Here is a 25,867-nt window from a genome sequence, read left to right as displayed (position 1 = left end):
CTTGACTTGCCGTCGAAACAAACAAGCCGGCGCATTCCAATCAAATCGAGCGACGACCGGCGCCGATAAGCTCCTGCTGCAGGCGATTGAAAAGCGTTGCATCGCAGGATCACCGCAATGACCAAGAAGCCCACGATTAACAATGGTTTTGATCGAGCGACGCTCAGGCAAGCCGCCGACCATCTGGCGATTGGCCTGACTGATCTGCTGCACGACATCCTGAGACTCGCGTCGCTCATTCAGTCAGGAGAGGGGGAGGGTAACAAACCTGAGTACCTCGAGCTTTGTGACCGCGAAGGCCCCGGCTGCGACTGCGAGCTGGCGTGCAAACACAAGCCGAAACATCTCTATACCGAGCGTGAGAAGGCATTCGCCCGCGCAGCGCAACAGTGCCAACGGTCATTTCGAAACCAGTCACAAGATCGGGCACAGGCGTCCTACCCGCCGCAGAGTTCTCCAAGCAGAAAGCGCCGGCTGAAGCCATAGTTCTGCTCACACACTTCATTCCGAGAGATCGGAACAATCGAGCAGGAGAACGAGCATGGCAGTGGCAACCGCAACCAGGGAAGACAAGCGAGCGAAGCCCTTGCCGGCGCCCAACAGCGACTTCTACCAACTTGCCGATCTCCTGACTCCCGACGAATTGGCGGTCGTCAAGAAGGTGCGGGCCTACATGGAGGGCAAGGTCCAGCCGATTATCAACAAATACTGGTCCGACGACGCGTTTCCGTTCGAGCTGTTGCCTTCGTTCAAGGAGCTGGGACTCGGTGGCCTTGGGTACGAGGGCTACGGCTGCGCCGGCGGCAGCCAGAAGCTGTTCGGCTTTGTCGCAATGGAGTTGGCACGCGTCGACGCTTCGTTCTGCACCTTCTTCGGCGTGCACAGCGGCCTGGCCATGGGCTCGATCTATCTCGACGGCTCGGAAGAGCAGAAGCAGAAGTGGCTGCCGCCGATGGCGCGTTGGGAAAAGATCGGCTGTTTCGGCTTGACCGAGCCGCTGGTCGGTTCGGGCACGAGCGGAGGGCTGACCACGACCGCCAAGCGCGAGGGCGACACTTGGGTGCTCAACGGCCAGAAGCGCTGGATCGGCAACGCGACGTGGTGCGACGTTTCGATCATCTGGGCGCGTGACCTCGCCGACAATCAGGTGAAGGGCTTCATCGTCGAGAACAAGACGACGCCCGGATTCAGCGTCGAGAAGATCGAGCACAAGATCGCGCTCAAGGTCGTTCAGAACGGTGTCATAACGCTGAAGGACGTCCGTTTGCCGGAAGCAAACCGCCTGCAGGGCGGCAACTCGTTCCGCGATACCGCCAAGGTGCTGCGGATGACGCGCTACATGGTCGGCTGGGCGTCAACCGGTATCCAGATGGGCGCGTTCGAAGCAACACTGAAGTACACGCAGGAGCGTCTGCAGTTCGGCAAGCCGATCGCTTCGTTCCAGATGGTGCAGGACATCCTCGCCAAGATGCTCGCCAACCTGACCGCGTGCCAGTGCCTGATGGTCCGCCTGGCGCAGATGGATGACGAAGGCAAGCTCGCCGACCACCACGCCTCACTGGCCAAGGCGTTCTGCACGTCAAAGTCACGCGAGACGGTTGCGTGGGGGCGTGAACTGCTTGGCGGCAACGGCATCGTGGCCGACTACAATGTCGCGCGCTTCTTCAACGACGCCGAAGCACTCTACTCATACGAAGGGACCTTTCAGATGCAGAATCTGATCGTCGGTAAAGCCATTACCGGCCTTGGTGCATTCGTGTGAGCAGCGGCGAGCCAGGGTCGCTCCCCCCACCCTGGCTCGCCCCCCCTTCTGAACTGGAGATTCATCATGGCTTTGGAAACGGCGGGCCTGGCGCTCGCAAACGTCCTCTATGCGAAAAAGGGCAACATTGCCTACGTCACCGTAAATCGCCCAAAGGTTCTCAACGCGCTCAATACGCCGACATGGTCGGATTTGAGAAAGGCCTTCGAGGATGCCCGCGACGATGCCGCGATACGCGGCGTCATTCTGACGGGTGCGGGCGACAAGGCCTTCATCGCGGGCGCCGATATCAGCGAGCTCGCGCAGGTATCGGCGTTCGAGGCTGAACAGTCCAGCCGCTTTGGCCAGCAAGTGCTCGATCTCATCGAGAATCTCGGCAAGCCGGTGATTGCGGCCGTGAACGGCTTCGCGCTCGGCGGCGGCTGTGAGACGGCGATGGCCTGCACCATCAGGATCGCGGTGGAAACAGCGCGGTTCGGCCAGCCGGAAGTCGCACTGGGCCTGGTGCCCGGTGGTGGCGGAACGCAGCGACTGCCCCGGCTCGTCGGCAAGGGTCGCGCCCTTCAGCTCATCCTCTCGGGCGAGATGATCACGGCGCAGGAGGCGTATCGGATCGGGCTGGTCAACGAGATTGCTCCGGCCGCCGAGCTGATCACACGCGCCGAGGCCGTCCTGCACAAGATCGCCGCCAACGCTCCGATTGCCATCAAGTTCGCGCTCGAGGCGGCAAACAAGGGGATGGAGACGAGCCAGGGCGAAGGCCTGCTGCTCGAGGCCTCCTACTTTGGACTCTGCGCCGCAACCGAGGACAAGAAGGAGGGCACGACCGCCTTCCTCGAGAAGCGCGCACCACAGTTTCGTGGACGTTGAACAAACCGACGCACACGGCAATTCAGAAAGGACAGCCCATATGGCAACCGATAACATTTTCGCCGGACTGAAGGTGGTGGACCTGGCCAGCTTCATCGCGGGGCCAGCCGCTGCGGTGATACTATCCGACTTCGGCGCCGACGTGATCAAGGTCGAGCCGCCAACCGGCGACACGTGGCGGATCGGATACAAGGTTCCGCCGCAGCCTCGTTCAAAGGACAATTATCCCTGGCATCTCAACAATCGCAACAAACGCGGATTGGCGTTGGATCTTAAGTCGCCCGAAGCGTGGGAAGTTCTGCGGCGGCTGGTCGTGTGGGCGGATGTTCTGATCGTCAACACACCGCATCCGGCGCGCGAAAAACTGAAGCTCGGCTACGAGAACGTAATGCCGTGGAATCCGCGTCTGATCTATGCGGACGTCACCGGCTATGGAGACAACGGGCCTGACGCCCAGTTGCCAGGATTCGACCTTACGGCGTACTGGGCTCGAAGCGGCCTGCTGTCCTTGACACGAGATGCTGGTGCCCCGCCGACATTTCCGGTTACCGGCAGCGGTGACCATGCGACAGCGGTCAGCCTCTATTCGGCGATCGTCACCGCGCTCTACCGGCGCGAGCGTACCGGAAAGGGTTCGTACGTCACCACCTCGCTGCTCGCCGCAGGCGTTTGGGCTTCTGCAGTGATGGCACAAGCCGCGCTCGCCGAAGCCACGTTCTTCCCGTTGCACGATCGCGCCAACCCGCCAAATGCGACGTTGAATGTCTATCGGGCGGCCGACGAGACATGGTTCCTGATCGTGCTGACACCCGACAAATGGCCGGCTCTGGCCAACGGGATCGGCCGTCCGGATCTCTTGACGGATGCTCGGTTCGCGGACCCTGCGAAACAGGCCGCGAATTCAGGACAGCTCACCGCGATCCTGGATGAGACCTTTGCGGCGCAGCCGATGGCCCACTGGCGCGAAATCTTCGAGCACTCCCATCTTACCTTTGGCGTCGTGCAGGCACCCGCCGACGTGATCAAGGATCCGCAGCTCAGGGCAAACGACGTCGTCGTGCCGCTCGATGGCGCCGGCGGCAACCTCAATTTTACGATCAGCAGCCCCCTCCAGGTGCATGGCGTTGCCAAGGCATCCGCCAGACGCGCGCCCGACCTCGGCGAACACAGCGAGGAAATCCTTAAGCAGCTCGGCTTCAGCTCTGCAGAGATCGACGCTCTGCGCACGGGTGGCACCGTTCCGAAGGCCCCAGGACGTGCCGCATAGAACGAAGCATCAAAGCTGCTCGAGCTTTGCCGAACTTAAGCAATTTCTGGACGGACGGAGATCGACGACGATGGATGACATAATCACGGAACGCGCCGAGGGCGTACTTCGCGTTGAATTGAACCGTCCCGCGAAGAAGAACGCGCTGACATCGAGCATGTATACGCGGCTCGCCGATATCTTCAACGATGCCGCTAAGGACGACGACGTACGCGCCGTGCTCTGGCACGGCGCAGGCGACGCATTCAGCGCCGGCAACGATATCCAGGACTTTCTGGGCAATCCTCCGGGCGCCGGTGAGTCTCCCCAGTCTCGGCTCATGCATGCGCTGGCCGATTTCGACAAGCCGCTGGTCGCGGCCGTGCGTGGTGCGGCGGTCGGCAGCGGAACCACCGTGCTGTTGCACTGCGACTTCGTCTATGCGGGCGAAAGCGCCAGGTTCCAGATGCCCTTCATCAATCTTGCCGTGGTGCCGGAGTTCGGATCGAGCTACGCCGTTCCTGCAACGATCGGACACATTCGTGCCGCCGAGCTCATCCTGCTGGGATCGCCATTCGATGCCAGGCGCGCCGAGGAGCTGGGACTGGTCACGCAGATCGTGGCCGACGAGAACCTGCTGCCCGTGGCGACCGAAACGGCGCGAAAGCTGGCTGCAAAACCGGCTGACGCGCTGCAAGCCTCCAAGCGACTTCTGAAGCGTTCCTTCCGTGAACAGCTCAGGGCGGCAATGCAGGCCGAGAACGAGGCATTCAGCGTACAGGTTCGTTCGGACGAGGCGAAGGAGGCGCTGACTGCCTTCCTGGAAAAGCGTCCGCCTGACTTCACCAAAATCAGGAAACCTGCAGCGGCCGCGTAGAGCAGTCAGCGACGATCGAATGTGAAGGGATGCCGCACTTGGGCATCGAGGCCTTAGGCCGTGAAGGAGATATCCATGAACGACGCTTCCGCGACGAAATCGAAATCAACATCGGGCAGTAAGGACACCGTTGGCCGGCTGTTCGTTCTTGAGGCGAGTGGTGGTCGCATTCACGCGATGAATTCGGACGGCTCCAGCCCGGAGGTGATCGTCACCGGCTGTCGTGTTCCTGATGGCATCGTGATCGATGTCGAGGCCGGCCATATCTACTGGACCAATATGGGCGTGCCCAACCTCAACGACGGCACCATCGAACGCGCCGACCTTGATGGCGACAATCGCAAGGTCATCGTCCCCTCGGGTGGCACCCACACACCCAAGCAGATCCACCTGGAGAAGCGGAGCGGCAAACTCTACTGGTGCGACCGCGAGGGCATGCGGGTGATGCGCGCAAATCTCGACGGCACCGACATCGAGACGCTGGTCCAGACAGGCGAGGGCGAGGACGACAGCCGCGACGCCACCAAATGGTGCGTCGGCATCACGCTCGATCCCGTGCGTGGACAAATCTACTGGACGCAGAAGGGTCCCGACAATTCCGGGCTCGGCTGCATCTTCCGGGCGGGTATAGACATACCCAGGGGCGAGGACGCAGCCAGTCGCACGGACATCGAAACATGGTTCGACGAGCTGCCCGAGCCGATCGATCTTGAGCTCGATCTCGAAAGCCGCTTTCTCTACTGGACGGATCGCGGCAATCCGCCGGCCGGCAATACGGTCAATCGTGCCTCGATCGATGCGCCCGCCAGAAATGGCTACGGACCTGAACTCCTTGTCGGCGATCTGATGGAAGGCATCGGTATCGCGCTCGACGTTCCAGGCAATCGGATGTTCTTCACCGACCTTGCCGGCTCCGTTTATGTCGCACAGCTCGATGGCACCAAGAACCGGGCGTTTCTCTTCGCCCAAGGTAACCTCACCGGCATTGCCTACGCCGAAATCCCCTCGAAGGAGAAATAACCATGGCTGGCAGCAAGCAGATCTCTCAGGTCGCCATTATCGGTACGGGTGTCATCGGCGCGAGCTGGGCGGCACAATTCCTGGCGAAGGGCCTCGATGTCGTGGCGACCGATATCGCTCCCAATGCGGAAGCGTCATTGCGGCGCTTCGTCGACGCGGCATGGCCCGCGCTCGACAGGCTGGGGCTTGCGCCGGGCGCCTCGCCAATGCGGCTGAGCTTTAGCGCCGACATGGCGGAGGCCGTCAAGGGCGCCGACCTCGTCCAGGAAAATGGACCGGAGCGGATCGACTTCAAGAAAAAGCTGTATGGCCAGCTCGACGAACTGCTGCCACCCGATGTGATCATCGCCTCGAGCTCGTCGGGACTGACAATGAGCGAGATCCAGTCTGGCTGCCCGAACCACCCCGAGCGCTGCGTGATCGCGCATCCTTTCAACCCGCCGCATCTGGTCCCGCTGGTCGAGATCGTCGGCGGCGCCAAGACGTCCGAGGAGACGATCCGGCGCGCATCGGAATTCTACAGGGGTCTGGGCAAGAAAACGGTCCGCCTGCACAAGGAAGTGCCCGGCCATGTCGCCAATCGCCTGCAGGCAGCCCTTGCCCGCGAGGTATATTATCTGGTTGGCGAAGGCGTCGTGAGCGTCGCCGACGTCGACACCGCGGTCTGCTGGGGACCCGGCTTGCGCTGGGGCATCATGGGTCAGGTCCTGCTCAACCATCTCGGCGGCGGACAGGGCGGCATGGAGCATTTTCTGCAGCAATTCACCGCGCCGATGACCGCCTGGTGGAAGGTGCTGGGGTCGCCGGAACTGACACCGGAGCTGCAGCAGAAGCTGATCGACGGCATTCGCGCCGAGGTCGGCTCGCGATCGATCGACGACCTCGCCGCCGAGCGAGACGAGGTGCTTCTTGGACTTCTGGAATTGCGAAACAAGGCGGATGCGGAAGCGGCGCAGTCGATAAGAGCCAATCGCGTCGCCTAGAAGCGGGGCGGGTCGAAGCAAGGCCCGCCAACATCAAGCCATTTGGCCGGCGTCCTCGCCATCAAGCGTTGACGCGACATATCCGAGGGCGCCGCCATGGCCGTGAGACCAGTGCAAGCTACCAAGTCCGCCTATCACTATCCGCTGCTGATCAAGCAGCTGTGGCATACACCTCTGATGCAGGCGGCCGATCAGGAGATCGTCTACAGGGACATCAGGCGATTCACCTACCGGCAGTTGCGCGAGCGCATCGGGCGGCTGGCGTACAGCCTCGACAGGCTTGGTGTGCGCGCCGGTGACATCGTTGGTGTGCTCGACTGGGACAGCAACCGGTTCCTGGAGGCCTACTTTGCCGTTCCCATGATGGGGGCTGTCTTGCAGACGGTGAATGTTCGCCTGTCGCCAGAGCAGCTCGCCTATACGATCGACCACGGGGGGTCGTCGGTGCTTCTGGTCAATGACGACTTCGTCCCGGTTCTTGAAGGCATCAGGCAGCAACTCCCCAAAGTGAAGGCGCTGATCCTGATGTCGGATCGAGCGGTGCCTGAGACAGAGGGGCTTTCCTTCGCCGGCGAATATGAGGAGATGCTGGCTGCGGCCTCGCCCGATTACGACTTCCCCGACTTCGACGAGAACACGCTTGCCACGACCTTCTACACGACCGGGACGACCGGTTCGCCGAAGGGTGTCTACTTCAGCCACCGCCAACTGGTGCTCCATTCCCTGGCCGAAATGGCTTTCCTCGGCAGCGCCGGCAAGCAAGGCCGGTTCTGCCGCGACGACGTCTACATGCCGATCACCCCGATGTTTCACGCGCATGCCTGGGGGTTTCCTTGGACAGCGACGCTGTCCGGCGTCAAGCAGGTCTATCCGGGACGCTACGATCCGGCTTTGCTGCTCAAGCTGATCAAGACCGAAGGCGTCACCTTCACGCACGGCGTGCCGACGATCCTGCAAATGCTGCTCGGCGCGGCCACGGCGGCAAACACCGATCTCGCAGGGCTGAAGATGGTGATCGGCGGATCCGAACTGCCGAAGGGGCTTGCCAGACAGGCGCTGGCGCTTGGCGTTGACGTTTATGCCGGCTACGGAATGTCGGAGAGCGCACCGCTGCTTTGCCTGGCGCAGGTGAAATCCGCCGACCTGACCGGCGACCCTGAGAAGGAGACAGATATCCGAATCAAAGCCGGCATGCCGGCGCCATTGGTCGATATCCGTGTGGTCGGTACTGACGGCAGCGAACTGCCCCATGACGGAAAGACTTCTGGTGAGATCGTCGTGCGGGCACCGTGGCTCACGCAAGGATATATCGACAATGCCGAAGCGTCCGAGCAGTTGTGGGCCGGCGGTTATCTGCACAGCGGTGACATCGGTGTCATCGAGCCTGGCGGCTACGTCAGGATCATCGACCGGATCAAGGACGTCATCAAAACCGGCGGCGAATGGGTGTCGTCGCTGCAGCTCGAAGATCTCCTTTCACAGTGCCAGGGTGTGTCGGAAGCCGCTGTCATCGGCGTCAAGGACGACAGATGGGGAGAGCGGCCGCTGGCGCTCGTCATCAGGGACGCCCACACGGGCGGCGATGTCAGCGACGTGCAGATCAAGGCGCACCTGAAAATCTTCGCCGATGCCGGCGTGATCTCGAAATTCGGTATTCCGGACAAGATCCTGTTTGTCGATACGCTGCCCAAGACAAGCGTCGGCAAGTTCGACAAGAAGAAGCTCAGAGAGAAATACGGCGAAAGCTAACTGACAATCGCGCATCAGGGCTGCCGAAGCGCAGAGCGCGCCGCACGCCCCATAATCCGGGATAGGCAAGGGCTGTGTGGCCCGCCTTGCGCGTGCGGCAGAGTGCGCAGAAACAGCCAAATCGCAGCACGCAGATGCAAGCGACAGACATCCATACCGGCTAAGCTTCCGCTAATATTCCGACACCGAGGACCGTCTTTCAGGCGATCTTTCGAAAAGGCTCACCACACGCAAGCCAGCAGTGGATGAATGGTTGGCCGCATTTCGAACAAGCCCCTCATTACAGACAAAGATGGATTGGCGACGCGAAGGTCTCTCTCGAACGCGTTCGCTTGATTTGCCAATACCAGCCTGCAGAGTGTCGCCCGCGAGGAGGAGGCGAAACTCCAGAAGTTTCGCCAATCGGCCGAATGAGGCGAGGGGATAGTCCGTTTGCGGCGTAGCGGGTAAGATGACCGTGCCACCTTTTGCTGGGTCATCCACGATCCTCTGCGACATGGCCGTCTTCGGCAACAGGCAGGTCCGAATCTGGAGTCCGGCCATGGAGCGACCTGTATCAAAGGACAGTGACGGAGCCGCCGTGCAAGAGCTTCGTTTGCTTGTTGAGACACTGCCGACGCTGGTGTGGCGGGCCGAGCCTGAGGGCAACATCGAATACGTCAACAAGCGTGTGCTTGACTATTTTGGCGCCCCGCTGGACGAAATCGCCGGCTGGGGGTGGGCGGAAAGAGTCCACCCAGATGACGTCGCTTTCAAGGTCAAGAGCTGGCTCACAAATCTAGAGACTGAAAGTCCGCACGATGTGGTCTGCAGATTTCGCGGAGCGGATGGCCGGTACCGCTGGTTCAATGTTCGTGGAGCACCACTGAAGGGCAGCGATGGCCGCGTTCTCCGCTGGTACGGCGTCCTGATCGACGTTGACGATCAAAAGAACGCAGAGGAGGCCGTTCGGGAGAGCGAATACAAGCTCCGTCAGATCTTTGAGACAGTGCCAGGGCTCATCTGGTTGGCCGAACCCAACGGCAACATGTCCTATGTCAACCAGCGCATCCTGGACTATATCAGCGCGCCATTTGAAGAAACTATTGGCTGTGGTTGGGAGGCATTCATACATCCCGAAGACCGTCCTGAAACGGCAAAAGTTTTCCAGCAGGCAATCCAGACCGTAACTTCCTACGAGATTGTGCACCGTCTGCGTCGGTCGGATGGCGCATATCGCTGGCACCATACCCGTGCCGAACCTATGCGAGATCAACAGGGAAACGTCATCCAGTGGAACGGCCTTTCTGTCGACATCGACGAAGCCAAACGAGCCGAAGACCTTCTGCGCCGCAGCGAGGCCATTCTGGCCGCGGCACAGAGGCTCAGTCACAGCGGTGCTTTGGCCTACAACGCTTCGGCAGTTCTCTATTGGTCGGAGGGAGCGTACCGCATCTGGGGGTTTGACCCGGCGCAAGGCATTCCGGATCGCGAAGCCGTGTTTCAACGGGTTCATCCCGACGACCGGGACAGGATGCGTGCGGACATCGACCGCGTGCTCGTCGATCCAACAGGCTCCTCGAACGCGTTCAGAATTGTTCTGCCCGATGGAACGGTCAGGCATCTCGAATCCATCCGCGAGCCCGTGTTTTCCGCGAGCGGGGAGCTTCTCGAAATCGTCTCTGCGCAGCTCGACGTGACGGAGCGCAAGCGGGCCGAGCAAGCACTGCGGGATAGCGAACACAACCTCCGTCAAATCATTGAGACGGTGCCGAGCTTGCTCTGGTCACTAGGCCCCGAAGGTGAACAAACTCGACTCAATCAGAGCGCTTTGGACTATATCGGTGCGCGATTTGAGGATGTCGTGCGTCTTGGTTGGCAGCAATTCCTCCATCCGGATGACATTACAGAAACTGCAAAGGCTTTCTCTCACGCGATCCAGACTGGTACATCTTACGAGGCTGTGCATCGTATACGTCGATCCGACGGCGAATATCGTTGGCATCATGCTCGTGGTGAGCCTCTGCGCGACCAACAAGGACGCATTGTCCAGTGGTACGGCATATCGGTCGACATCGACGAAGCCAAGAAGGCCGAAGAGCGGCTCCGCCGCAGCGAAGCCCTTCTGGCTGAAGCACAGAAGCTGAGCCATACCGGCGCGTCGGCCTATACCGCCACAAAAATCCTCTATTGGTCGGAGGAGACTTACCGCATCTGGGGGTTCGATCCGGCACTGGGTCTTCCGGCCCTCGATGCTGTGACCCAACGGATTCACCCCGCCGACCGTGACCTGGCACATTCACGGCCTGTGCGCACGCTCAACGAGAAAACAGGCTACGCGCACAGCTACAGAATCGTACTGCCCGATGGAACGATCAAACACATCGAATCGATCGGCGAACCTGTGTTGTCCGCAAGCGGAGAGCTTGTCGAAGTTGTAGCCACACAGATCGACGTGACAGAGCGCAAGCGGGCTGAGGAAGCTCTGCGAGAAAGCGAATATAGGCTCCGTCAGATTTTCGAAACGGTACCGGGTCTGCTTTGGTCAACTAACCCCGCGGGCGAACCGACCCAACTCAATCAGCAGATGTTGCACTATACCGGCATGCGATTCGAGGATTTCAAGAATGGCGGCTGGGAGGCCTTCCTGCACCCCGATGACTTTCCCGAGACCGTAAGGGCTTTCCAACACGCAATTCAGACCGGAACTTCGTACCAGACAACGCATCGTCTCCGTCGAGCGGACGGCGAGTGTCGTTGGCATCATACGCGTGGTGAGCCTCTGCGCGACCGGCAGGGACACATAGTCCAGTGGTATGGCCTGTCTGTCGACATTGATGAAGGCAAGAAAGCTGAAGAGCAACTACGCCGCAGCGAGGCCTATTTGGCTGAAGCGCAGAGGCTGAGTCACAGTGGTGTGTCGGCCTACAACGAGACGAAGATTCTCTACGGATCGGACGAGACTTACCGCATCTGGGGATTTGATCCGGCCGAGGGGGTCCCGAGCCGCGAAGCCGTATTCAAACGAGTCCACCCGCTCGACGTCGACCGGCTGAACGCTGTGGTTCAACGCGCGGTGGGCGAGAAAAGAGGCTACGAGATCGCGTACAGAATTGTACTGCCCGACGGGACGGTCAAGCACCTCGAAACAATTGGCCATCCTATGTTCTCCCCCAGCGGGAAACTTATCGAGATTGTCACCACGCAGCTCGACGTGACGGAACGCAAGCGCGCCGAGGAAGGGTTGCGGGAGAGCCAAGCGAAGTTCCGAGACTACGCCGAAAGTGCCTCCGATTGGTTCTGGGAAATCGGTCCGGACCACAAATTCACGCTGCTGACCGAGAATGCGTTTGGTTCAGACGCCGCTGATCGAATTGGCACGGCGTGCTGGGATGGAGCTCTCGACCTTGAAACGGATCCGGGGAAATGGCGGCTTCTCCAAGAAACCCTCGATTCCCACAAACCGTTCCGTGACTTCGTATATCACTCCGCTCGCCGCAACGGCTCGCCCATCCATGTGAAGGCCACCGGCAAGCCGGTGTTTGACGCCAATGGAGAATTTCGTGGCTATCGCGGCACTGGCACGGACGTAACAGAAATCATGCGCGCGCAGGAGGCTTTGCTTGAAAGCGAACGACATGCACGTTCAGCAATTGATGGGATAGCGGGTCTCGTTTTGGTCTTGGCCCCGGAGGGTACCCTCGAGACCGTCAATCGCCAGGTTCTGGAGTATTTTGGCCAACCGCTGGAATGGCTGAAAAACTGGGGGACAAACGAAGTGGTGCATCCTGAGGACCTTCCCCGTATTGTTGAAATTTATACTAGAGCGACTGCCTCGGGAATTCCTTTCAACTATGAACTGCGTCTGCATCGTCTCGACGGCGAATATCGATGGTTTGACAATCGTGGGGTCCCTATTCGCGATGACTCCGGACGCATCGTGCGCTGGTACGTTCTACTGACGGATATCGAGGATCGCAAAAGAACGTTGCAACGATTGGAGCAGCTGCAATCGGATTTCGCCCACATGAACCGCGTGAGCGTTATGGGAGAACTGGCTGCCTCGCTGTCTCACGAAATCACACAACCGATTGCCGCGGCGCGCAACAACGCCCGTGCGGCCATACACTTTCTGGACAGAAATCCGCCGGATCTGGACGAAATCCGCGAAGCGCTCGCCTCCATCGTCGACGATGCCGACCGGGCCGGAGGGATCATCGACCGTATCCGTGATCACATCAAGAAAGCACCGCCTCGAAAGTCCCGTTTCGACCTGAACGAGGCGATCGACGAAGTGATCGGCCTGGCGCGAAGCGCTATCACGACGAATGGAGTCACGATCCGAACCGGCCTCGCGGAGGCACTGGTTCCCGTCGAGGGAGATCGTGTTCAACTTCAACAAGTTGTGCTGAACTTGATCCTGAACGCTGTCGAAGCCATGAGCACGGTCGAGGCGGGGCCGCGCGAGTTGTTGATCAGCGCCGAGCAAACCCAGATCGGTGACGTTCGCGTGTCCGTGTGCGATTCAGGGCCGGGCATCGATCCGGACCATCTTGAGCGGGTTTTCCAAGCGTTCTACACCACGAAGTCGAACGGCGTAGGGATGGGACTGTCGATTTCCCGTTCGATCATCGATGCCCATGGCGGCCAGCTATGGGCAGAAACGATCGCATCAGGTGGGGCCGCATTTCGGTTCTCCTTGCCCGGCGCCGGCAGGAACCTCACGAATTCTCGCCGCTCGGCTGACCGAACTGGAGAGCCTCACGGAGATACCGTATCAGATGCCGCTCATCAAACGGCTTACGAAGGTAACAAACGACCCCGTCGTTCATCGCGCGGGCCTGGTCAAGGTCGTCGGGGTAGGCCGTAGCGAGGATTGTCGGGATCGCGTGACCCGCCTCGACCAGATGGGTATGGAGTTCGAGCCCGGTCATCGCCGGCATATTGATGTCGGCGATCAGGCAGGCGGTTTCGCCGAGGCGAGGCGAGGCGAGGAAATCGGCTGCCGAAGGGAAGATCGCAACGTCGTAACCGAGCGATCTCATGAGCCTTCTCATGGATTCGCGAAAGAACTGATCGTCATCGACGACTGAGACCAACGACGCCACCGGCATAGGTGTGCTCCGGATTGCGCAAGAACTGTGATGCGGGCGCCCCGACGGCGCCCCCCGCACGCCACGCGATTTGGGTCAGCCTGCGCCTAAGAACGATGCTGGAGCAATACTGGTCTTTGTAAACTTTGGTTTATGCCAAGACGCGAATTCTGCAGCTGTACTGCTGGATGCCCACCGGGCAGATGACAGAGCACATAAACTTTCGTTTACGCCCGCGCGTATCCCTGACGGAGAATGAGACTGTTCACGTCCATCGGTCGGGACTAAACTTGCAGCAAAGGAGCCACGCGAACTTTGCAGGCCGAGACAAAGGCTCATTTGCCCGCCCTTTGATCGTGAGCAGCAGCAATGTCGGACGCGAACGCCACCATCCTGGTCATCGACGATGATCCAGCCCTGCGAGCCTCGATCGGGCGTCTGTTGCGATCGCTCGACCTGGAGGCTCGGCTGTTTGCATCCATCTCCGAGTTTCTCGAGTCGGATCTGCCGAATGGCCCCACTTGCCTGGTGCTTGACGTCAGATTGCCGGGACGAAGCGGCCTTGATCTTCAACGTCACCTCACCATGGCGAACCGGGACATCCCAATCATCTTCATCACCGGCCATGGCGATATTGCGATGTCGGTGCAGGCGATGAAGGGAGGTGCCATTGAGTTCCTGACCAAGCCTTTCCGCGATCAGGAGCTCCTCGACGCGATTCAGCTCGGCCTCTCCCGCGATCGTGCCCGGCGGGAGAATGAAGAGGCCCTGGTTGTTATCAGGGAGCGCTTCGCGTCGCTGAGCCCCAGGGAGCGCGAGATCATGATCGAGGTCGCGCGTGGGCGTCTCAGCAAACAGATTGCCGGCGATATCGGCATCGCCGAAGCGACTGTGAAGGTGCACCGCAGCCGTCTGATGCGAAAGATGAAGGCCAATTCGCTTCTCGCGCTCAGCCGAATGGCGGAAAAGCTGCAACTGGTAGCCGACGAAGAGCTGCAACACAGCTGAGTCGAAGCCGCACCAGCAGCGGTGATCCGACCCGCATTCGATCTCCCTTTATTCCCGTGTAAGCCAAAGTTCAGCGCAACGAAACCATGACGCTACTCCGCGCCACCAGCGTGCAATAGATCGCCGCATTTCAAATCATCACACTGCAAGTCACCACGGCGAGACCGTGTTTTGTCTCTCCGTGAGAGCCGGCACACGAAAATTCGCCTGGCTGGTGCGGAATGTTTGTCGAGGATTCGATATGGACAGGTCATACAGCGAGGCTGCAGACGTCTCTCCTCCGATCGATCTCGAGTTTGGTTCCCTGGCTAACAGCCTTGTGTTGCTGCTTGAAGCAGCGAAATGCGAGATCGAGCACGACCGGGAGGCCGCAAAAACATCGCTGGCAGCCGCGTCATCCATTCTCCAGTTGGAGATCGAGCGCCGTTCAGGCGGCACGTGTTCCAGAACAGGTGGACTGGCGGGTTGGCAGATTGCGCGTGTCCGATCCTTCATCGACAGCAACCTGCACCGAACCATCCACGCGAGTGACCTCAGCGCTGTTGCGCGGCGAAGCACGGCGCACTTCTCACGCTCGTTCAAACAAGCGTTCGGAGAACCGCCACACGCCTATATTGTGAGGCGGCGGCTCGAGGAAGCCTGTCACCTGATGCTGACCAGTCCAGTGTCGCTGAGCGAGATCGCTCTCAGCGTCGGGTTTTCCGACCAGGCGCATCTGTCCAAGCTTTTCAGGCATGCCTATGGCCAAAGCCCGGCCAACTGGCGGCGCGAGCGCGAGACCTTGTGGCGCCGATGAGGAGGGCAATAACCGAGGAGGTCCCTCGGCTGCGCCGCCATGCGCGCTCGCTGCTGCGCGACCCCGAAGCGGCGGACGACCTGGTGCAGGACTGCTTGGAGATGGCGGTGTCTCGTATCGAGAGCTGGAGATCGGGCGATTCGCCGCGACGCTGGTTGTTCACGATTCTGCACCAACTCTTCGTCGATCAGGTGCGTCGCACCAATCGCCAGGTCCATGCCGAGGCGCTGATGCCCGAGACGATTGAAGCGGTCGCCCTTCCGGCGCGGCAGCCCGATAACATCGCCTCAGCCGAAGTGCTGTCGGCCCTCCAGCAGATAACCCCTGAGCGACGCGCCGCGCTGACGCTGGTCGCTGTTGAGGGCCTTTCTTATGCCGACGCAGCGCACGTGCTTGGTATTGCACTCGGCACGCTCGCGTCGCGAATTGCAGGGGGAAGAGAGGAATTGCGATCGATTCTGGACGACGTCTCGCGTCGCAAGATGACGGTGTCGACGGAAAGAGCGGATGTGAGCACCAAGTCGGCCGCATCCTGATTGGGCACGACGCCGGGCAGATTCGCCCGCACTGCGGACTCTTTGAGCACGGTTGTCCTAAGTCCAGCAGCACCGTGAATTCGCAGGCTCGCCTGGTTAGTGCCAGACCCTCGTCCACATCGCTCACTTTCCGACCGCGCGCGGGCGCTTGCCTGATTCCTCAGGTTCATGAGCCGGATCAAGCTCGCCCTGCTTGAGCTCCAAACTGGCGAGGTCCAAAGTGCCCGCGATCTAACCAAGCTTATTTGAAGCCGGTTCTCCGGAGGTTTGGGACCCGATCGATGCCAGTCTGCTAATCAGCCAGGTTAGTGTCTCGGCAGTGGCGTGCAAGCAAACGCAGGCCTGTCCAAGATCATTCGTTTCGAAGCGCCCATGTTGCAGTCCGAGCGGTTTCGGCAAGCTAGGCGCCACGAGCAATTTGTTAGCGTGGCGTGGCCGGGATGACCACGATCGATCCGGCCGGGATGACCACGATCGATCCGAGAGCTTGACGAAAGGGATAGGATGTGGCCCCAACGATGGCTTCGGCGGAGGCGACCGACCGTCTCTCCATCCGAGAGCTGATTGATGCATACGCGCATTGCGCCGACCGGCGCGACGCCAAGGGCCAGATGGCGCTTTTTCACCGAAGACACCGAGTTCCGCGTTTTCATGGACATTCTGTCTCCGGAACCGAGCTATGTCATCCACGGCCGCGAAGCACTCGCCCGGTGTTCGCCGATCTGAACCGGTATCAGGCGACCACGCATTTCAATGGCCAGAGCATCGTTCGCCTGAGCGGCGACCGCGCGACCGCCGAGAGCTATTGCATTGCCCATCACCTCACTGTGAATGGCCTCGGCGGACTCTGATGCTGGGCTCGATCCGCTACCTTGGATCAACTCGTGAAACAGGGTGGTGCCTGCTGTTCGCCGAACGCAGCCTGATGGTCGACTGGACGGACACGCGCGTCTCAGCGCCGTAAGCGCAATTGGTGAAGGGGGTCTTCGCCGAACCACTGCAGCAATCCGCTCCAAGTCCTCGCAGTTCGAACCAAGATCGGCCATCGGCGACGCCGCATATTGAGACCCAAGGAGTCTCACCAGGCATGAGCAGGCAAGTAGCAGACATCATCGTTGAAACGCTGCAGAGCGCAGGCGTTGAACATTGTTACGGCATCGTGGGGGACACGCTCAATCTGATCGCGCGTTCGCTCGAGCGAAGCAAGATCGAGTGGGTCTCGGTGAGACATGAGGAGGCCGGCGCATTCGCTGCTCAGGCCGAAGCGCAGCTGACGGGTCACTTGACGGCCGTCGCCGGGAGCTGCGGTCCTGGCAGCCTGCATTTCATCAACGGGATTTTTGAAGCGAACCGAAACCGCGCGCCCGTCATTCTCATTGCAAGCCAGATCATTCGCGATGAGTTGGGCTTCGATTTCATCCAAGAGGTCGATTTCAAGCAGATCTACAAAAGCTGCAGCGTCTTCTGCGATATGATCTATACGCCGGAGCAGGCGCGGCGCAAAACCGTCATCGCCTGTCAAACCGCCTTGTCGAAGCGGGGTGTCGCCGTTCTCATCGTGCCTGCGGACGTTTCGGCGTCAACGGTAGCTGACGACATCCCGTACGCAGTTCACCTTTCAGAACCCGTCGTTCGTCCGAGCGATGGGGATCTCGATGAAATTGCAGGGATACTCAACAAAAGCGGGAACCTTGCCATCTATGGCGGGTCCGGCTGTCAAGGGGCGCATCAGGAAATCCTGGCTGTTGCCGAGAAACTGAAGGCCCCGATCGCGCATACCTCGCGCGGGAAAGACTTCCTCGAGTTCGACAATCCCTACAATATCGGCATGACCGGGGTGCTTGGCAATGAGGCTGGCTATCACGCCTTGCTCGACTGCGACACGCTGCTGCTTCTGGGTGCCGATTTTGCCTGGCGGCAGTTCTATCCCGACAAGGCGAAGATTATTCAGGTCGACATCGACCCGACCCATCTCGGGCGACGACACCCGGTTACAAAGGGTGTTGTCGGCGACGTAAGAGCAACCCTGGAGGCGTTGCTGCCGAAGCTCGTGGAGCGCTCCGACGCCTCCTTCCGTGAACAATACGTGCGGCGCTACGCGAAAGCCAGGCAATCAGAAAAGACCAAAGCTATCGCGGGTCACGACGGGTGTATTCCTGGAACCTATCTTACTGAGGCGATCAACCGCCATGCCGCGAAGGACGCGGTATTTTCTGCCGACGATGGCACACCGGCCGCCTGGCTTGTTCGCTACATCGAAACCAATGGTCAGCGCCGCACGTTTGCCAGTCTGCTGCATGGAACCATGGCCGGCGGGATGCCGTCAGCTCTTGGGTTGCAGAAGTCTCAGCCAGGTCGCCAGGTCATCTGTCTGGCCGGCGATGGCGGGCTTTCAATGCTTTTCGGTGACCTAATGACCGTGGTCCAGGAGCAATTGCCGATCAAGATTGCGGTGTACGACAATGGCAAGCTTGGCTTCGTGGAGATCGAGCAGAAGGCCGAGGGGATGCTCGATACCTTCACGCAGCTGAAAAACCCGAACTTTGCCGAAGTTGCGCGAGCGCTGGGTCTCTGGGGCCAGACGGTTTCCAAGGCGGACGAACTTGAAGGCAGCGTCAAAAACTGGCTTGCCCAACCGGGACCAGCACTGCTGCACGTGCACGTCAGCCCATTGCAACTGGTCGTCCCGCCATTCATGGCTGCGGCGCCCGCAGCTGGCATGGCGCTCTACTCGGCTCGCGCCGTTTTGCATGGCCGAGGAGGGGATGTCTGGGAAATGGTGAGGGAGAACTTCCTTTAACCCGGCATTGCCTTGCCGGAGCCGCAAATGCGGCTCGGCGGCTTTAGACGATGATGTTGCCAGGCCAGCGGCTTGCCAAGCTGCACGTCAGTCTTCGTTCAGATCGTCATCCTGCCGAACGGGACAAGCGCGGCAAAGCGCCTTCCCGAGATACCTCGGTAGGTTTCTAGCCGAGAACGCAGCTATTTGAAGGCGAAAGCAGAAGTGTCGCTGCAGCCATTCTTTGCGCACGATCGGCTCCGGTCCAGCAGCACCGTACAAGCATAACCCCTCCTGAAGATGCAAGTTTGAGGAAGGGAGGCCGACCACGATGAAGATACTACAACGGCCTCTATCCGTATGAACTCGGAGCAGCATGATGAGCGTCAAATCCATTGCTGACCAGTTTAGCCAGACCCGGGAAGAGGCTGGAACATTGCACTCGCGTGCAATTGATTTCTGCATGCTCACGAAGCCGCGCGTGATGGTGCTCGCTGTCTTCACTGCGTTCGTTGGATTGATCGTCGCCCCAGGTTACCTGCATCCACTCAACGCGTTCATCGCGGTTCTCGCGATTGCTGCGGGGGCGGGGGCCGCCGGCGTGCTCAACATGTGGTACGACGCCGATATCGACGCGGTCATGACGCGCACGGCGATGCGGCCAATCCCCCGCGGCAAGATCTCGCCGATCGAAGCTCTTGTATCCGGCATTGTTCTCGCGGCAGTGGCAATCGCTGTACTTGCCTTGGCGACCAACGTCACTGCGGCCGCGCTGCTGGCGGTCGCAATCCTCTTCTACGTCGTTGTGTACACGGCGTGGCTGAAGCGGCGCACGCCCCAGAATATCGTCATCGGCGGCGCCGCCGGCGCACTTCCGCCGGTTATCGGATGGGCTGCAACGACCGGCCAAATCGGACTCGAGCCGCTGGTCCTGTTCCTCATCATCTTCCTCTGGACGCCGCCGCATTTCTGGGCCCTGGCCCTCAACCGCGCCGATGAATATGCGCGTGCCGGCGTCCCCATGCTGCCGGTCGTTGCAGGTCGCGCCGCAACGACGCGGCAGGTTCTGATCTATTGCGCGCTCTTGTCCGCAGCTTCCGTGTTGCCGTGGGTACTTGGGTTCGCTGGGCCGATCTACGGTGCAGCAGCGATCGGATGCGGAGCAAAACTTGCGGCTCTCGCGATCCAGTTGCGTAGCAGTGATAAGGCTGACCGCCGTGCTCCTCGCCGCCTGTTCGCGTTCTCTATCTTCTACCTGATCGTGCTGTTCGCGGCGCTCCTGATTGATCACCAGCCGCTGCGCTCCACACCCAGCTCCCGCACTGATGCCGGAGCTGCCCACGCCGAAGCTATCCCCAGCGCCGTCAGAGCCGCAGGCGCTTCCATCACCACCGGCACAGATGAGGTTTGATATGCGGCTCAGGTTGCTCGCTGCCAGCTTGATCGGCGTCCTGACACTCGCGGGCTGTTCCGAAGGTGTTCTCAATCCACAGGGGCCTATCGCCTCTGCCGAGCAACTGGTTCTGTTCAACTCGCTCGGAATCATGCTGGCGATCGTGATCCCAACGATTCTCGCCACGCTTGGCGTAGCCTTCTGGTTTCGCTCATCGAACTGGCGCGCTCGCTACATGCCCGATTTCGAGTATTCGGGCCGTCTCGAGCTGCTCGTCTGGTCGATCCCTGCCATGACGGTGCTATTGGTCGGCGGCGTCGCCTGGGTTGGTGCGCATGACCTCGATCCGCGCAAGCCGATCGCCTCCGCAGTCAACCCTGTCAGGGTTCAGGTAGTCTCGCTCGACTGGAAATGGCTGTTCATCTACCCCGACCAGGGCATCGCAACCGTCAATCAATTGACCATCCCGGCTGGCACCCCGATCAGCTTCGAACTGACCTCCTCAGGCGTGATGAACAGTTTCTTTGTGCCGCAGCTAGGCAGCCAGATCTACACCATGGCCGGCATGGTGACGCGGCTTCATTTGCAGGCCGATCATCCAGGAACCTACCGGGGGCTGTCGGCGCAGTATAGCGGCCAGGGATTCGCCGACATGCGGTTTGCCGTCGATGCGGTGCCGGCGGAGGCCTTCTCGCAGTGGGTGAATACGACGCACGACGCCGGCCCTGTGCTCGACGCGCAAGCCTATGCCGACCTCGCCAGGCCTAGCGAGTCGATAGCGCCGTTCTCCTATGGAGACGTCACTCCCGACCTGTTCAACCACGTGCTGAGCTTCGCGGCACAGCCGAACGATCCCACGCGGCTCGCAGACCCGGCGTCACAGAGGACAGACAAATGAACCCGCTCGGCAAACTCGACTGGAGCGCCATCCCCTTCGACCAGCCGATCATCATGGGAGCAGGGGCCTTCATGGTGCTCGCCATCGTCGGCATCCTGTCGTGGGTCACGCTGAAAGGCTATGTGCCGTATCTGTGGCGCGAATGGATCACATCCGTCGACCACAAGCGGATTGGCGTCATGTACTTCCTGCTGGCGCTGATCATGCTGCTGCGCGGATTTTCCGATGCGATCATGATGCGGGCGCAGCAGGCCGTCGCCGCCGGCGGTGCTCAGGGGTACCTTCCGCCGGAGCATTTCGATCAGGTCTTCTCGGCGCACGGCACCATCATGATCTTCTTCGTGGCGATGCCGTTCGTCATCGGCCTGATGAACTTCGTCTTGCCACTGCAGCTTGGCGTGCGCGATGTCGCCTTTCCGACGCTGAATTCGGTCAGCTTCTGGCTGACGGCCTCGGGCGTGCTGCTCATCAACATCTCACTCGTCGTCGGCGAGTTCGCCAAGACGGGATGGATCGCCTATCCCCCCCTCAGCGAGCTACAATTCTCCCCTGGTGTTGGCGTCGACTACTATCTGTGGTCGCTGCAGATATCCGGCGTCGGCACGCTACTGACCGGGATCAATTTCGTCACCACAATCCTGAAAATGCGGGCGCCGGGAATGGGCTACATGCGCATGCCGGTCTTCTGCTGGACCTCGCTTGCGGCCAACCTGCTCATTGTCGCTGCTTTTCCTGTCCTGACCGCCACGTTGGGGATGCTGCTGCTCGACCGCTATCTCGGCTTCCATTTCTTCACGGTCGACGGACAGGGCAACGCGATGATGTACGTCAACCTGTTCTGGGTCTGGGGTCATCCGGAAGTCTACATCCTGATCCTTCCGCCGTTCGGTATCTTTTCCGAGGTTGTCGCGACCTTCTCGGGCAAGCCACTGTTCGGCTACCGCTCCATGGTTGCCGCGACGATGGCGATTTGCGTCCTCTCGTTCCTCGTCTGGCTGCATCACTTCTTCACCATGGGCGCCAGTGCCGACGTCAACGGCTTCTTCGGCATCATGACTATGATCATAGCGGTGCCGACAGGTGTGAAAGTCTTCAACTGGCTGTTCACCATGTATGGCGGGCGCGTGCGCTTCGAGGTGCCGATCCTGTGGTCGATCGGATTCATGGTGACCTTCGTCATCGGCGGCATGACTGGTGTTCTGATGGCGGTGCCTCCGGCCGATTTTCAGCTGCACAACAGCCTGTTTCTGGTCGCCCACTTCCATAACGTCATCATCGGCGGCGTCGTCTTCGGCGTGATGGCGGGTTACAATTACTGGTTCCCCAAGGCATTCGGCTTCAAGCTCGACGAGCGCTGGGGCAGGGCATCGTTCTGGTGCTGGCTGATCGGCTTCTACGTCGCTTTCATGCCGCTCTACGTGCTCGGCCTGATGGGCATGACCCGGCGCATGCAGCACTACGACAATGTCGCCTGGCAGCCATGGCTGATCGTGGCGGCGATCGGCACCGTCATCATTCTGGGCGGCATCGTTTGCCAGATCGTTCAGCTGGTTGTCTCGATCCGCAATCGCGACCTGCTTCGCGTAGCTGGCGACCCGTGGGACGGCCGCACGCTGGAATGGTCCACCGCGTCGCCGCCGCCGGCATGGAACTTTTCGGTCCTGCCGCATGTGGCCGAGCGCGACAGCTTCTGGGTCGCCAAGCAACGTGCCAGCGCACAACACGCCCAGCCGGATCCGGCGCGTCAGTACGAGCCGATCGAAGTGCCGAGGAACAGTCCGGTCGGGTTCGTCAACGCCTTCTTTGCCGTCATCATCGGTTTCGCCTTGATCTGGCACATCTGGTGGATGGCCGCGCTCGGCCTGATCGGCACGTTTTTGACGATCCTCATCTTCGCATTTCGCGATGAGGACGAGACCGAGGTGCCGGCGGAGCAAGTTGCGCAGTTCGATCGGCTTCATCAGGCGGGGGTCGCGATATGAACTTCACTGTTGCCGTTGAGTCTGGCGGTGCGCTGTCCAGCGCGAGCGAAGCCGGTCCGGCGCCGAAGCGGATTGTCGTTGCCTACGGCTTCTGGATCTTCCTGCTGAGCGACATCGTGATGTTCTCGGCACTGTTTGCAGCCTACGCGGTGCTCCAGCATGCCAATGCGGGTGGTCCGACCGGTGCCCAGCTGTTCAATCAGTCCAGGGTCGCCATCGAAACCGCGTGCCTTCTCGCCTCGAGCTACACATGCGGGCTGATGAGCCTGGCGGTCAATTCGCGGCGCCGTTTCGCAACGTACCTGGGTGCCTTGCTTACATTCGTGCTCGGCGTCGCGTTCCTCACCCTCGAGATACGCGAGTTCGCCGACATGGTCGCGCAAGGCGCGGGCCCGCAACGCAGCGCCTTCCTCTCGGCTTTCTTCGCCCTTGTCGGCTGCCACGGATTGCACGTCACCGCCGGCCTGATCTGGCTGGTGGTGATGATGGGGCAGGTCGCATCGAAGGGGTTTCGGCCTGCCGTCCAGCGTCGGCTGCAGTGCTTTTCGCTGTTCTGGCACGCGCTCGACATCGTCTGGGTCGGGCTGTTCACGGTCGTCTATCTGATGGGAGTGACCCAATGACAACAGCACGTTTCGATCGCGCCCCCGGCGACCAGTCGATTGCGACCGAGCAGGAAGCGACATCCTCCGGGATCCTAGTCTACAGCATTGGCCTGGTGTTCGCCCTGATCCTCACCGCAATCTCGTTCTGGGTCGCCAACACCACGCTGCTCTGGGGACCGGGCGTGCCGCTTGGCCTTGCGGTGCTCGCCATCGCTCAGATGGGAATCCACCTGGTGTTCTTCCTGCACATCACGACCGGCACCGACAACACCAACAACGTGCTCGCGCTCGCGTTCGGCGTGCTCATCGTCCTGCTGGTGGTGGCCGGTTCCCTGGTGATCATGACCAACCTGAACAGCAGCATGATGCCGCCCGGCGACCTGATGGATATGCAAATGAAGTACTGACCCCTTTTTTGCGGCGAGCAGCCTTGGCTAACCCGCTGCTTATGGCGCCGCACCGAATTGATCGGTGCCGCAGGATGCTCTTCCGCCGCTGGCCTTCGCCGTCAAATCAAGCGGTGCCGATCCGGCCAGCGAGCGATCATCCGACTACCAGCGCGGCCGTCGATGGGACGACCGCTTAACCCAAGAGAGAAGGAACCAGACCATGAACTTCAAAGCTATCAGCCTTGCCGCTGCATTCGCTTTTTCCGCTGTTGGCAGCGCCGCGCTCGCCGGCGCACTCGATGAGCCTGCCACCATAGGGCCGTTCTACACGGATTCGAGCTTGAAGAGCCTGAGACCGATGCCCGAGCTGAAGGCGGCCTTCAAGTCGATGCCCAAGGAAAAGCGGGAGGAAGTGGTCAGGCTTTGCAACGACCCCTCTACCACCGCACGTCTCAACGAGTTCTGCGACGTCGTCAACACCCTGCACAAGATGCAATAATCCGATCGGGCCGCGAAGGGATGGCGGGTGCTAGCCCGCCATCTCGAGGCAGAGCTGTAAGACGTTCAATTCAGTATAGGTCGTTCAGATATGAACAGACGCCTCTCCTATGCATCACAGCGTGAGGATCTGAACGTCCGAAACAGGCGAGTGTTGCTCCGCTGCTGGCACCGGGGAACTCAAGAAAGCGGTCTCATCCTCGGTTCGTTCGCGGAACAGTCCATTGATAAATTGAACGATGCTCAACTTGATAGACTCGAAGCACTGCTCGATTGCCCCGACGCCGATCTATTCGGCTGGATCATCGGCAACCGTCCGGCGCCGGCGGAACATAATCATGACGTGATGCGCCTGCTGCGTGGCTTCTGCGGAGTGCGCCATCAAAGACCCCTGCAGAACCGACAGCGTCAAAACTGACAATCAAGGGATTTGCCAACGAGCTCGACCGATACGGAGAGGGGGCGGCCGATCGTGCGCTCCTGATACTCCAATTCGCTCTCCTGTTCGGCTTCTTCTTTCTCTGTCTTCCGCTTGGCAACACCTTCCACACCGATGCACCGTCGGTCACACTGGCGGGCATGTGCGGCGTGGCAGTCCCGACCACCAACATCACGCCATCTACGTGGCGTCCGTCGAGAGTGTCGCAGGTTCCGCGACGAACCGCGGTGCCGCGCACGAAAAAGTCGCAGCAACCTTCCCGCCGACCATCGGCATTCCTATCGGTTACTTTGCCCCGCAGCAGGGGGTTTGAGCATGATCGGCCCCGGCTTAGCAGCACCGTACAAGCATAATTCCCCTGGAGCATGTAACTTTGAGGAATGGACGCCGACCCTGACGACCATACTATTTTAGTTTCTATTCGTATGAACTCGGAGCAGCAAGATGGTGTCAGGACCATTGCTGGTCAGTTTGGCTAAACTCAGGAAAAGGTCGGCGTATTGCACTGAATTCAACCGCAGCGACGGCTGAGTGGTCAGCCTTCGCCCGAATTCGGAGATCCCGATGACCAACCAAGTTCCCTTACAGATCAAAACACGTTTTGCGCTGACGCGTATCAAAGCGCTGGGCGCGGCAGTCTCGCTGGTCGCCATCTCCGCGATGCCGGTGGCGGCCGCATCGCCAGCAGCCACGGCGAGCGGGTTGCCCTCGTGCGGCTCGCGGCCGGAAATCCTCAAGCAACTTTCCACCCGATTCAACGAAGCGCCCGTTGCTCTCGGCCTGGCCAAGAACGGCTCGGTGATTGAAGTGCTGACCAGCGACGATGGCGAGACCTGGACGATTCTTATCAGCCAGCCGAACGGCCCAAGCTGTCTCGTCGCAGTTGGCGAAGGCTGGGAAGAATTGAAGCGTGTCGGTGCCAAAGGCGAGCGCGGCGCCTGATCGCCTGCACCGCGTGGATCGCA

Annotated in this window: 22 protein-coding genes and 1 pseudogene; 22 read left to right on the top strand and 1 reads right to left on the bottom strand. The window is 60.4% G+C overall.

Going from position 1 to position 25,867, the window contains the following annotated elements:
• Positions 1 to 117 precede the first annotated feature (117 nt).
• The 9 genes and pseudogenes from LHFGNBLO_RS04180 to LHFGNBLO_RS04140 form a co-directional block, all read left to right on the top strand.
• Positions 118 to 486: a hypothetical protein gene (locus LHFGNBLO_RS04180; RefSeq protein ID WP_258604614.1), complete on the top strand. Its 369-nt coding sequence runs from the start codon at positions 118 to 120 to the stop codon at positions 484 to 486.
• 55 nt (positions 487 to 541) lie between these two features.
• A complete protein-coding gene (locus LHFGNBLO_RS04175) occupies positions 542 to 1,762 on the top strand; it encodes an acyl-CoA dehydrogenase family protein (RefSeq protein WP_258604612.1) in 1,221 nt (406 codons plus the stop codon).
• Positions 1,763 to 1,828: 66 nt separating this feature from the next.
• The gene (locus LHFGNBLO_RS04170; protein ID WP_258604610.1) at positions 1,829 to 2,632 is read left to right on the top strand and encodes an enoyl-CoA hydratase-related protein; all 804 of its coding nucleotides are present in this window, start codon (positions 1,829 to 1,831) and stop codon (positions 2,630 to 2,632) included.
• Between the two features lie 40 nt (positions 2,633 to 2,672).
• Entirely contained in the window at positions 2,673 to 3,899 is a 1,227-nt protein-coding gene (locus LHFGNBLO_RS04165; protein WP_258610038.1) for a CaiB/BaiF CoA transferase family protein, read from the top strand.
• A 70-nt stretch (positions 3,900 to 3,969) separates the two neighbouring features.
• The gene (locus LHFGNBLO_RS04160) at positions 3,970 to 4,755 is read left to right on the top strand and encodes an enoyl-CoA hydratase (protein ID WP_258604609.1); all 786 of its coding nucleotides are present in this window, start codon (positions 3,970 to 3,972) and stop codon (positions 4,753 to 4,755) included.
• A gap of 75 nt (positions 4,756 to 4,830) precedes the next feature.
• The gene (locus LHFGNBLO_RS04155) at positions 4,831 to 5,775 is read left to right on the top strand and encodes a 3-hydroxyacyl-CoA dehydrogenase (RefSeq protein WP_258604608.1); all 945 of its coding nucleotides are present in this window, start codon (positions 4,831 to 4,833) and stop codon (positions 5,773 to 5,775) included.
• Between the two features lie 2 nt (positions 5,776 to 5,777).
• Complete coding sequence (locus LHFGNBLO_RS04150) at positions 5,778 to 6,758, top strand: 3-hydroxyacyl-CoA dehydrogenase NAD-binding domain-containing protein (RefSeq protein ID WP_258604607.1); 981 nt, start codon at positions 5,778 to 5,780, stop codon at positions 6,756 to 6,758.
• A gap of 96 nt (positions 6,759 to 6,854) precedes the next feature.
• Positions 6,855 to 8,507, top strand: coding sequence for a fatty acid--CoA ligase (locus LHFGNBLO_RS04145; protein WP_258604606.1), 1,653 nt, complete (start codon positions 6,855 to 6,857; stop codon positions 8,505 to 8,507).
• Between the two features lie 451 nt (positions 8,508 to 8,958).
• Positions 8,959 to 13,179: pseudogene (locus LHFGNBLO_RS04140) on the top strand (PAS domain-containing protein); the annotation flags it as partial.
• 28 nt (positions 13,180 to 13,207) lie between these two features.
• On the opposite strand, the gene LHFGNBLO_RS04135 reads toward LHFGNBLO_RS04140, so the two are convergent.
• On the bottom strand, positions 13,208 to 13,531 hold the full coding sequence (locus LHFGNBLO_RS04135; RefSeq protein WP_258610036.1) for a response regulator transcription factor: 324 nt from the start codon (positions 13,529 to 13,531) through the stop codon (positions 13,208 to 13,210).
• Between the two features lie 417 nt (positions 13,532 to 13,948).
• On the opposite strand from LHFGNBLO_RS04135, the gene LHFGNBLO_RS04130 reads away from it, so the two are divergent.
• From LHFGNBLO_RS04130 to LHFGNBLO_RS04070, 13 genes are all read left to right on the top strand, one after another.
• A complete protein-coding gene (locus tag LHFGNBLO_RS04130; protein ID WP_258604605.1) occupies positions 13,949 to 14,587 on the top strand; it encodes a response regulator transcription factor in 639 nt (212 codons plus the stop codon).
• 181 nt (positions 14,588 to 14,768) lie between these two features.
• Entirely contained in the window at positions 14,769 to 15,383 is a 615-nt protein-coding gene (locus LHFGNBLO_RS04125; RefSeq protein ID WP_258604603.1) for a helix-turn-helix domain-containing protein, read from the top strand.
• The gene (locus LHFGNBLO_RS04120) at positions 15,371 to 15,919 is read left to right on the top strand and encodes a sigma-70 family RNA polymerase sigma factor (protein WP_413774663.1); all 549 of its coding nucleotides are present in this window, start codon (positions 15,371 to 15,373) and stop codon (positions 15,917 to 15,919) included. The genes LHFGNBLO_RS04125 and LHFGNBLO_RS04120 overlap by 13 nt, the downstream gene beginning before the upstream one ends.
• A 518-nt stretch (positions 15,920 to 16,437) precedes the next feature.
• Complete coding sequence (locus LHFGNBLO_RS04115; RefSeq protein ID WP_258604601.1) at positions 16,438 to 16,770, top strand: nuclear transport factor 2 family protein; 333 nt, start codon at positions 16,438 to 16,440, stop codon at positions 16,768 to 16,770.
• A gap of 236 nt (positions 16,771 to 17,006) precedes the next feature.
• Positions 17,007 to 18,719 carry a thiamine pyrophosphate-dependent enzyme gene (locus tag LHFGNBLO_RS04110; RefSeq protein WP_258604600.1) on the top strand — a complete coding sequence of 571 codons (1,713 nt, stop codon included), beginning with the start codon at positions 17,007 to 17,009 and terminating at the stop codon, positions 18,717 to 18,719.
• Between the two features lie 358 nt (positions 18,720 to 19,077).
• Complete coding sequence (locus LHFGNBLO_RS04105; RefSeq protein ID WP_258604598.1) at positions 19,078 to 20,109, top strand: heme o synthase; 1,032 nt, start codon at positions 19,078 to 19,080, stop codon at positions 20,107 to 20,109.
• Between the two features lies 1 nt (position 20,110).
• The gene (gene cyoA, locus LHFGNBLO_RS04100; protein WP_258604596.1) at positions 20,111 to 20,989 is read left to right on the top strand and encodes a ubiquinol oxidase subunit II; all 879 of its coding nucleotides are present in this window, start codon (positions 20,111 to 20,113) and stop codon (positions 20,987 to 20,989) included.
• Positions 20,986 to 22,971, top strand: a complete 1,986-nt coding sequence (cyoB, locus tag LHFGNBLO_RS04095; RefSeq protein WP_258604595.1) for a cytochrome o ubiquinol oxidase subunit I — start codon at positions 20,986 to 20,988, stop codon at positions 22,969 to 22,971. Before cyoA ends, cyoB begins: the two co-directional genes overlap by 4 nt.
• On the top strand, positions 22,968 to 23,594 hold the full coding sequence (gene cyoC, locus LHFGNBLO_RS04090; RefSeq protein ID WP_258604594.1) for a cytochrome o ubiquinol oxidase subunit III: 627 nt from the start codon (positions 22,968 to 22,970) through the stop codon (positions 23,592 to 23,594). Before cyoB ends, cyoC begins: the two co-directional genes overlap by 4 nt.
• Positions 23,591 to 23,983 (top strand): cytochrome o ubiquinol oxidase subunit IV, encoded by a 393-nt coding sequence (gene cyoD, locus LHFGNBLO_RS04085; RefSeq protein WP_258604592.1) that lies wholly within the window; start codon positions 23,591 to 23,593, stop codon positions 23,981 to 23,983. Before cyoC ends, cyoD begins: the two co-directional genes overlap by 4 nt.
• A 64-nt stretch (positions 23,984 to 24,047) precedes the next feature.
• Positions 24,048 to 24,464 (top strand): hypothetical protein, encoded by a 417-nt coding sequence (locus LHFGNBLO_RS04080; RefSeq protein WP_258604590.1) that lies wholly within the window; start codon positions 24,048 to 24,050, stop codon positions 24,462 to 24,464.
• Between the two features lie 90 nt (positions 24,465 to 24,554).
• Positions 24,555 to 24,881, top strand: a complete 327-nt coding sequence (locus tag LHFGNBLO_RS04075; protein WP_258604588.1) for a succinate dehydrogenase assembly factor 2 — start codon at positions 24,555 to 24,557, stop codon at positions 24,879 to 24,881.
• A 585-nt stretch (positions 24,882 to 25,466) separates the two neighbouring features.
• Positions 25,467 to 25,844, top strand: coding sequence for a hypothetical protein (locus tag LHFGNBLO_RS04070; RefSeq protein ID WP_258604586.1), 378 nt, complete (start codon positions 25,467 to 25,469; stop codon positions 25,842 to 25,844).
• Positions 25,845 to 25,867 lie beyond the last annotated feature (23 nt).

This window comes from Mesorhizobium sp. AR10 (assembly GCF_024746795.1).
In the GTDB taxonomy this organism is placed as follows: domain Bacteria; phylum Pseudomonadota; class Alphaproteobacteria; order Rhizobiales; family Rhizobiaceae; genus Mesorhizobium.
Note: the sequence above shows the minus strand (reverse complement) of the source record. Positions and strands in the feature narration are given on the sequence as shown.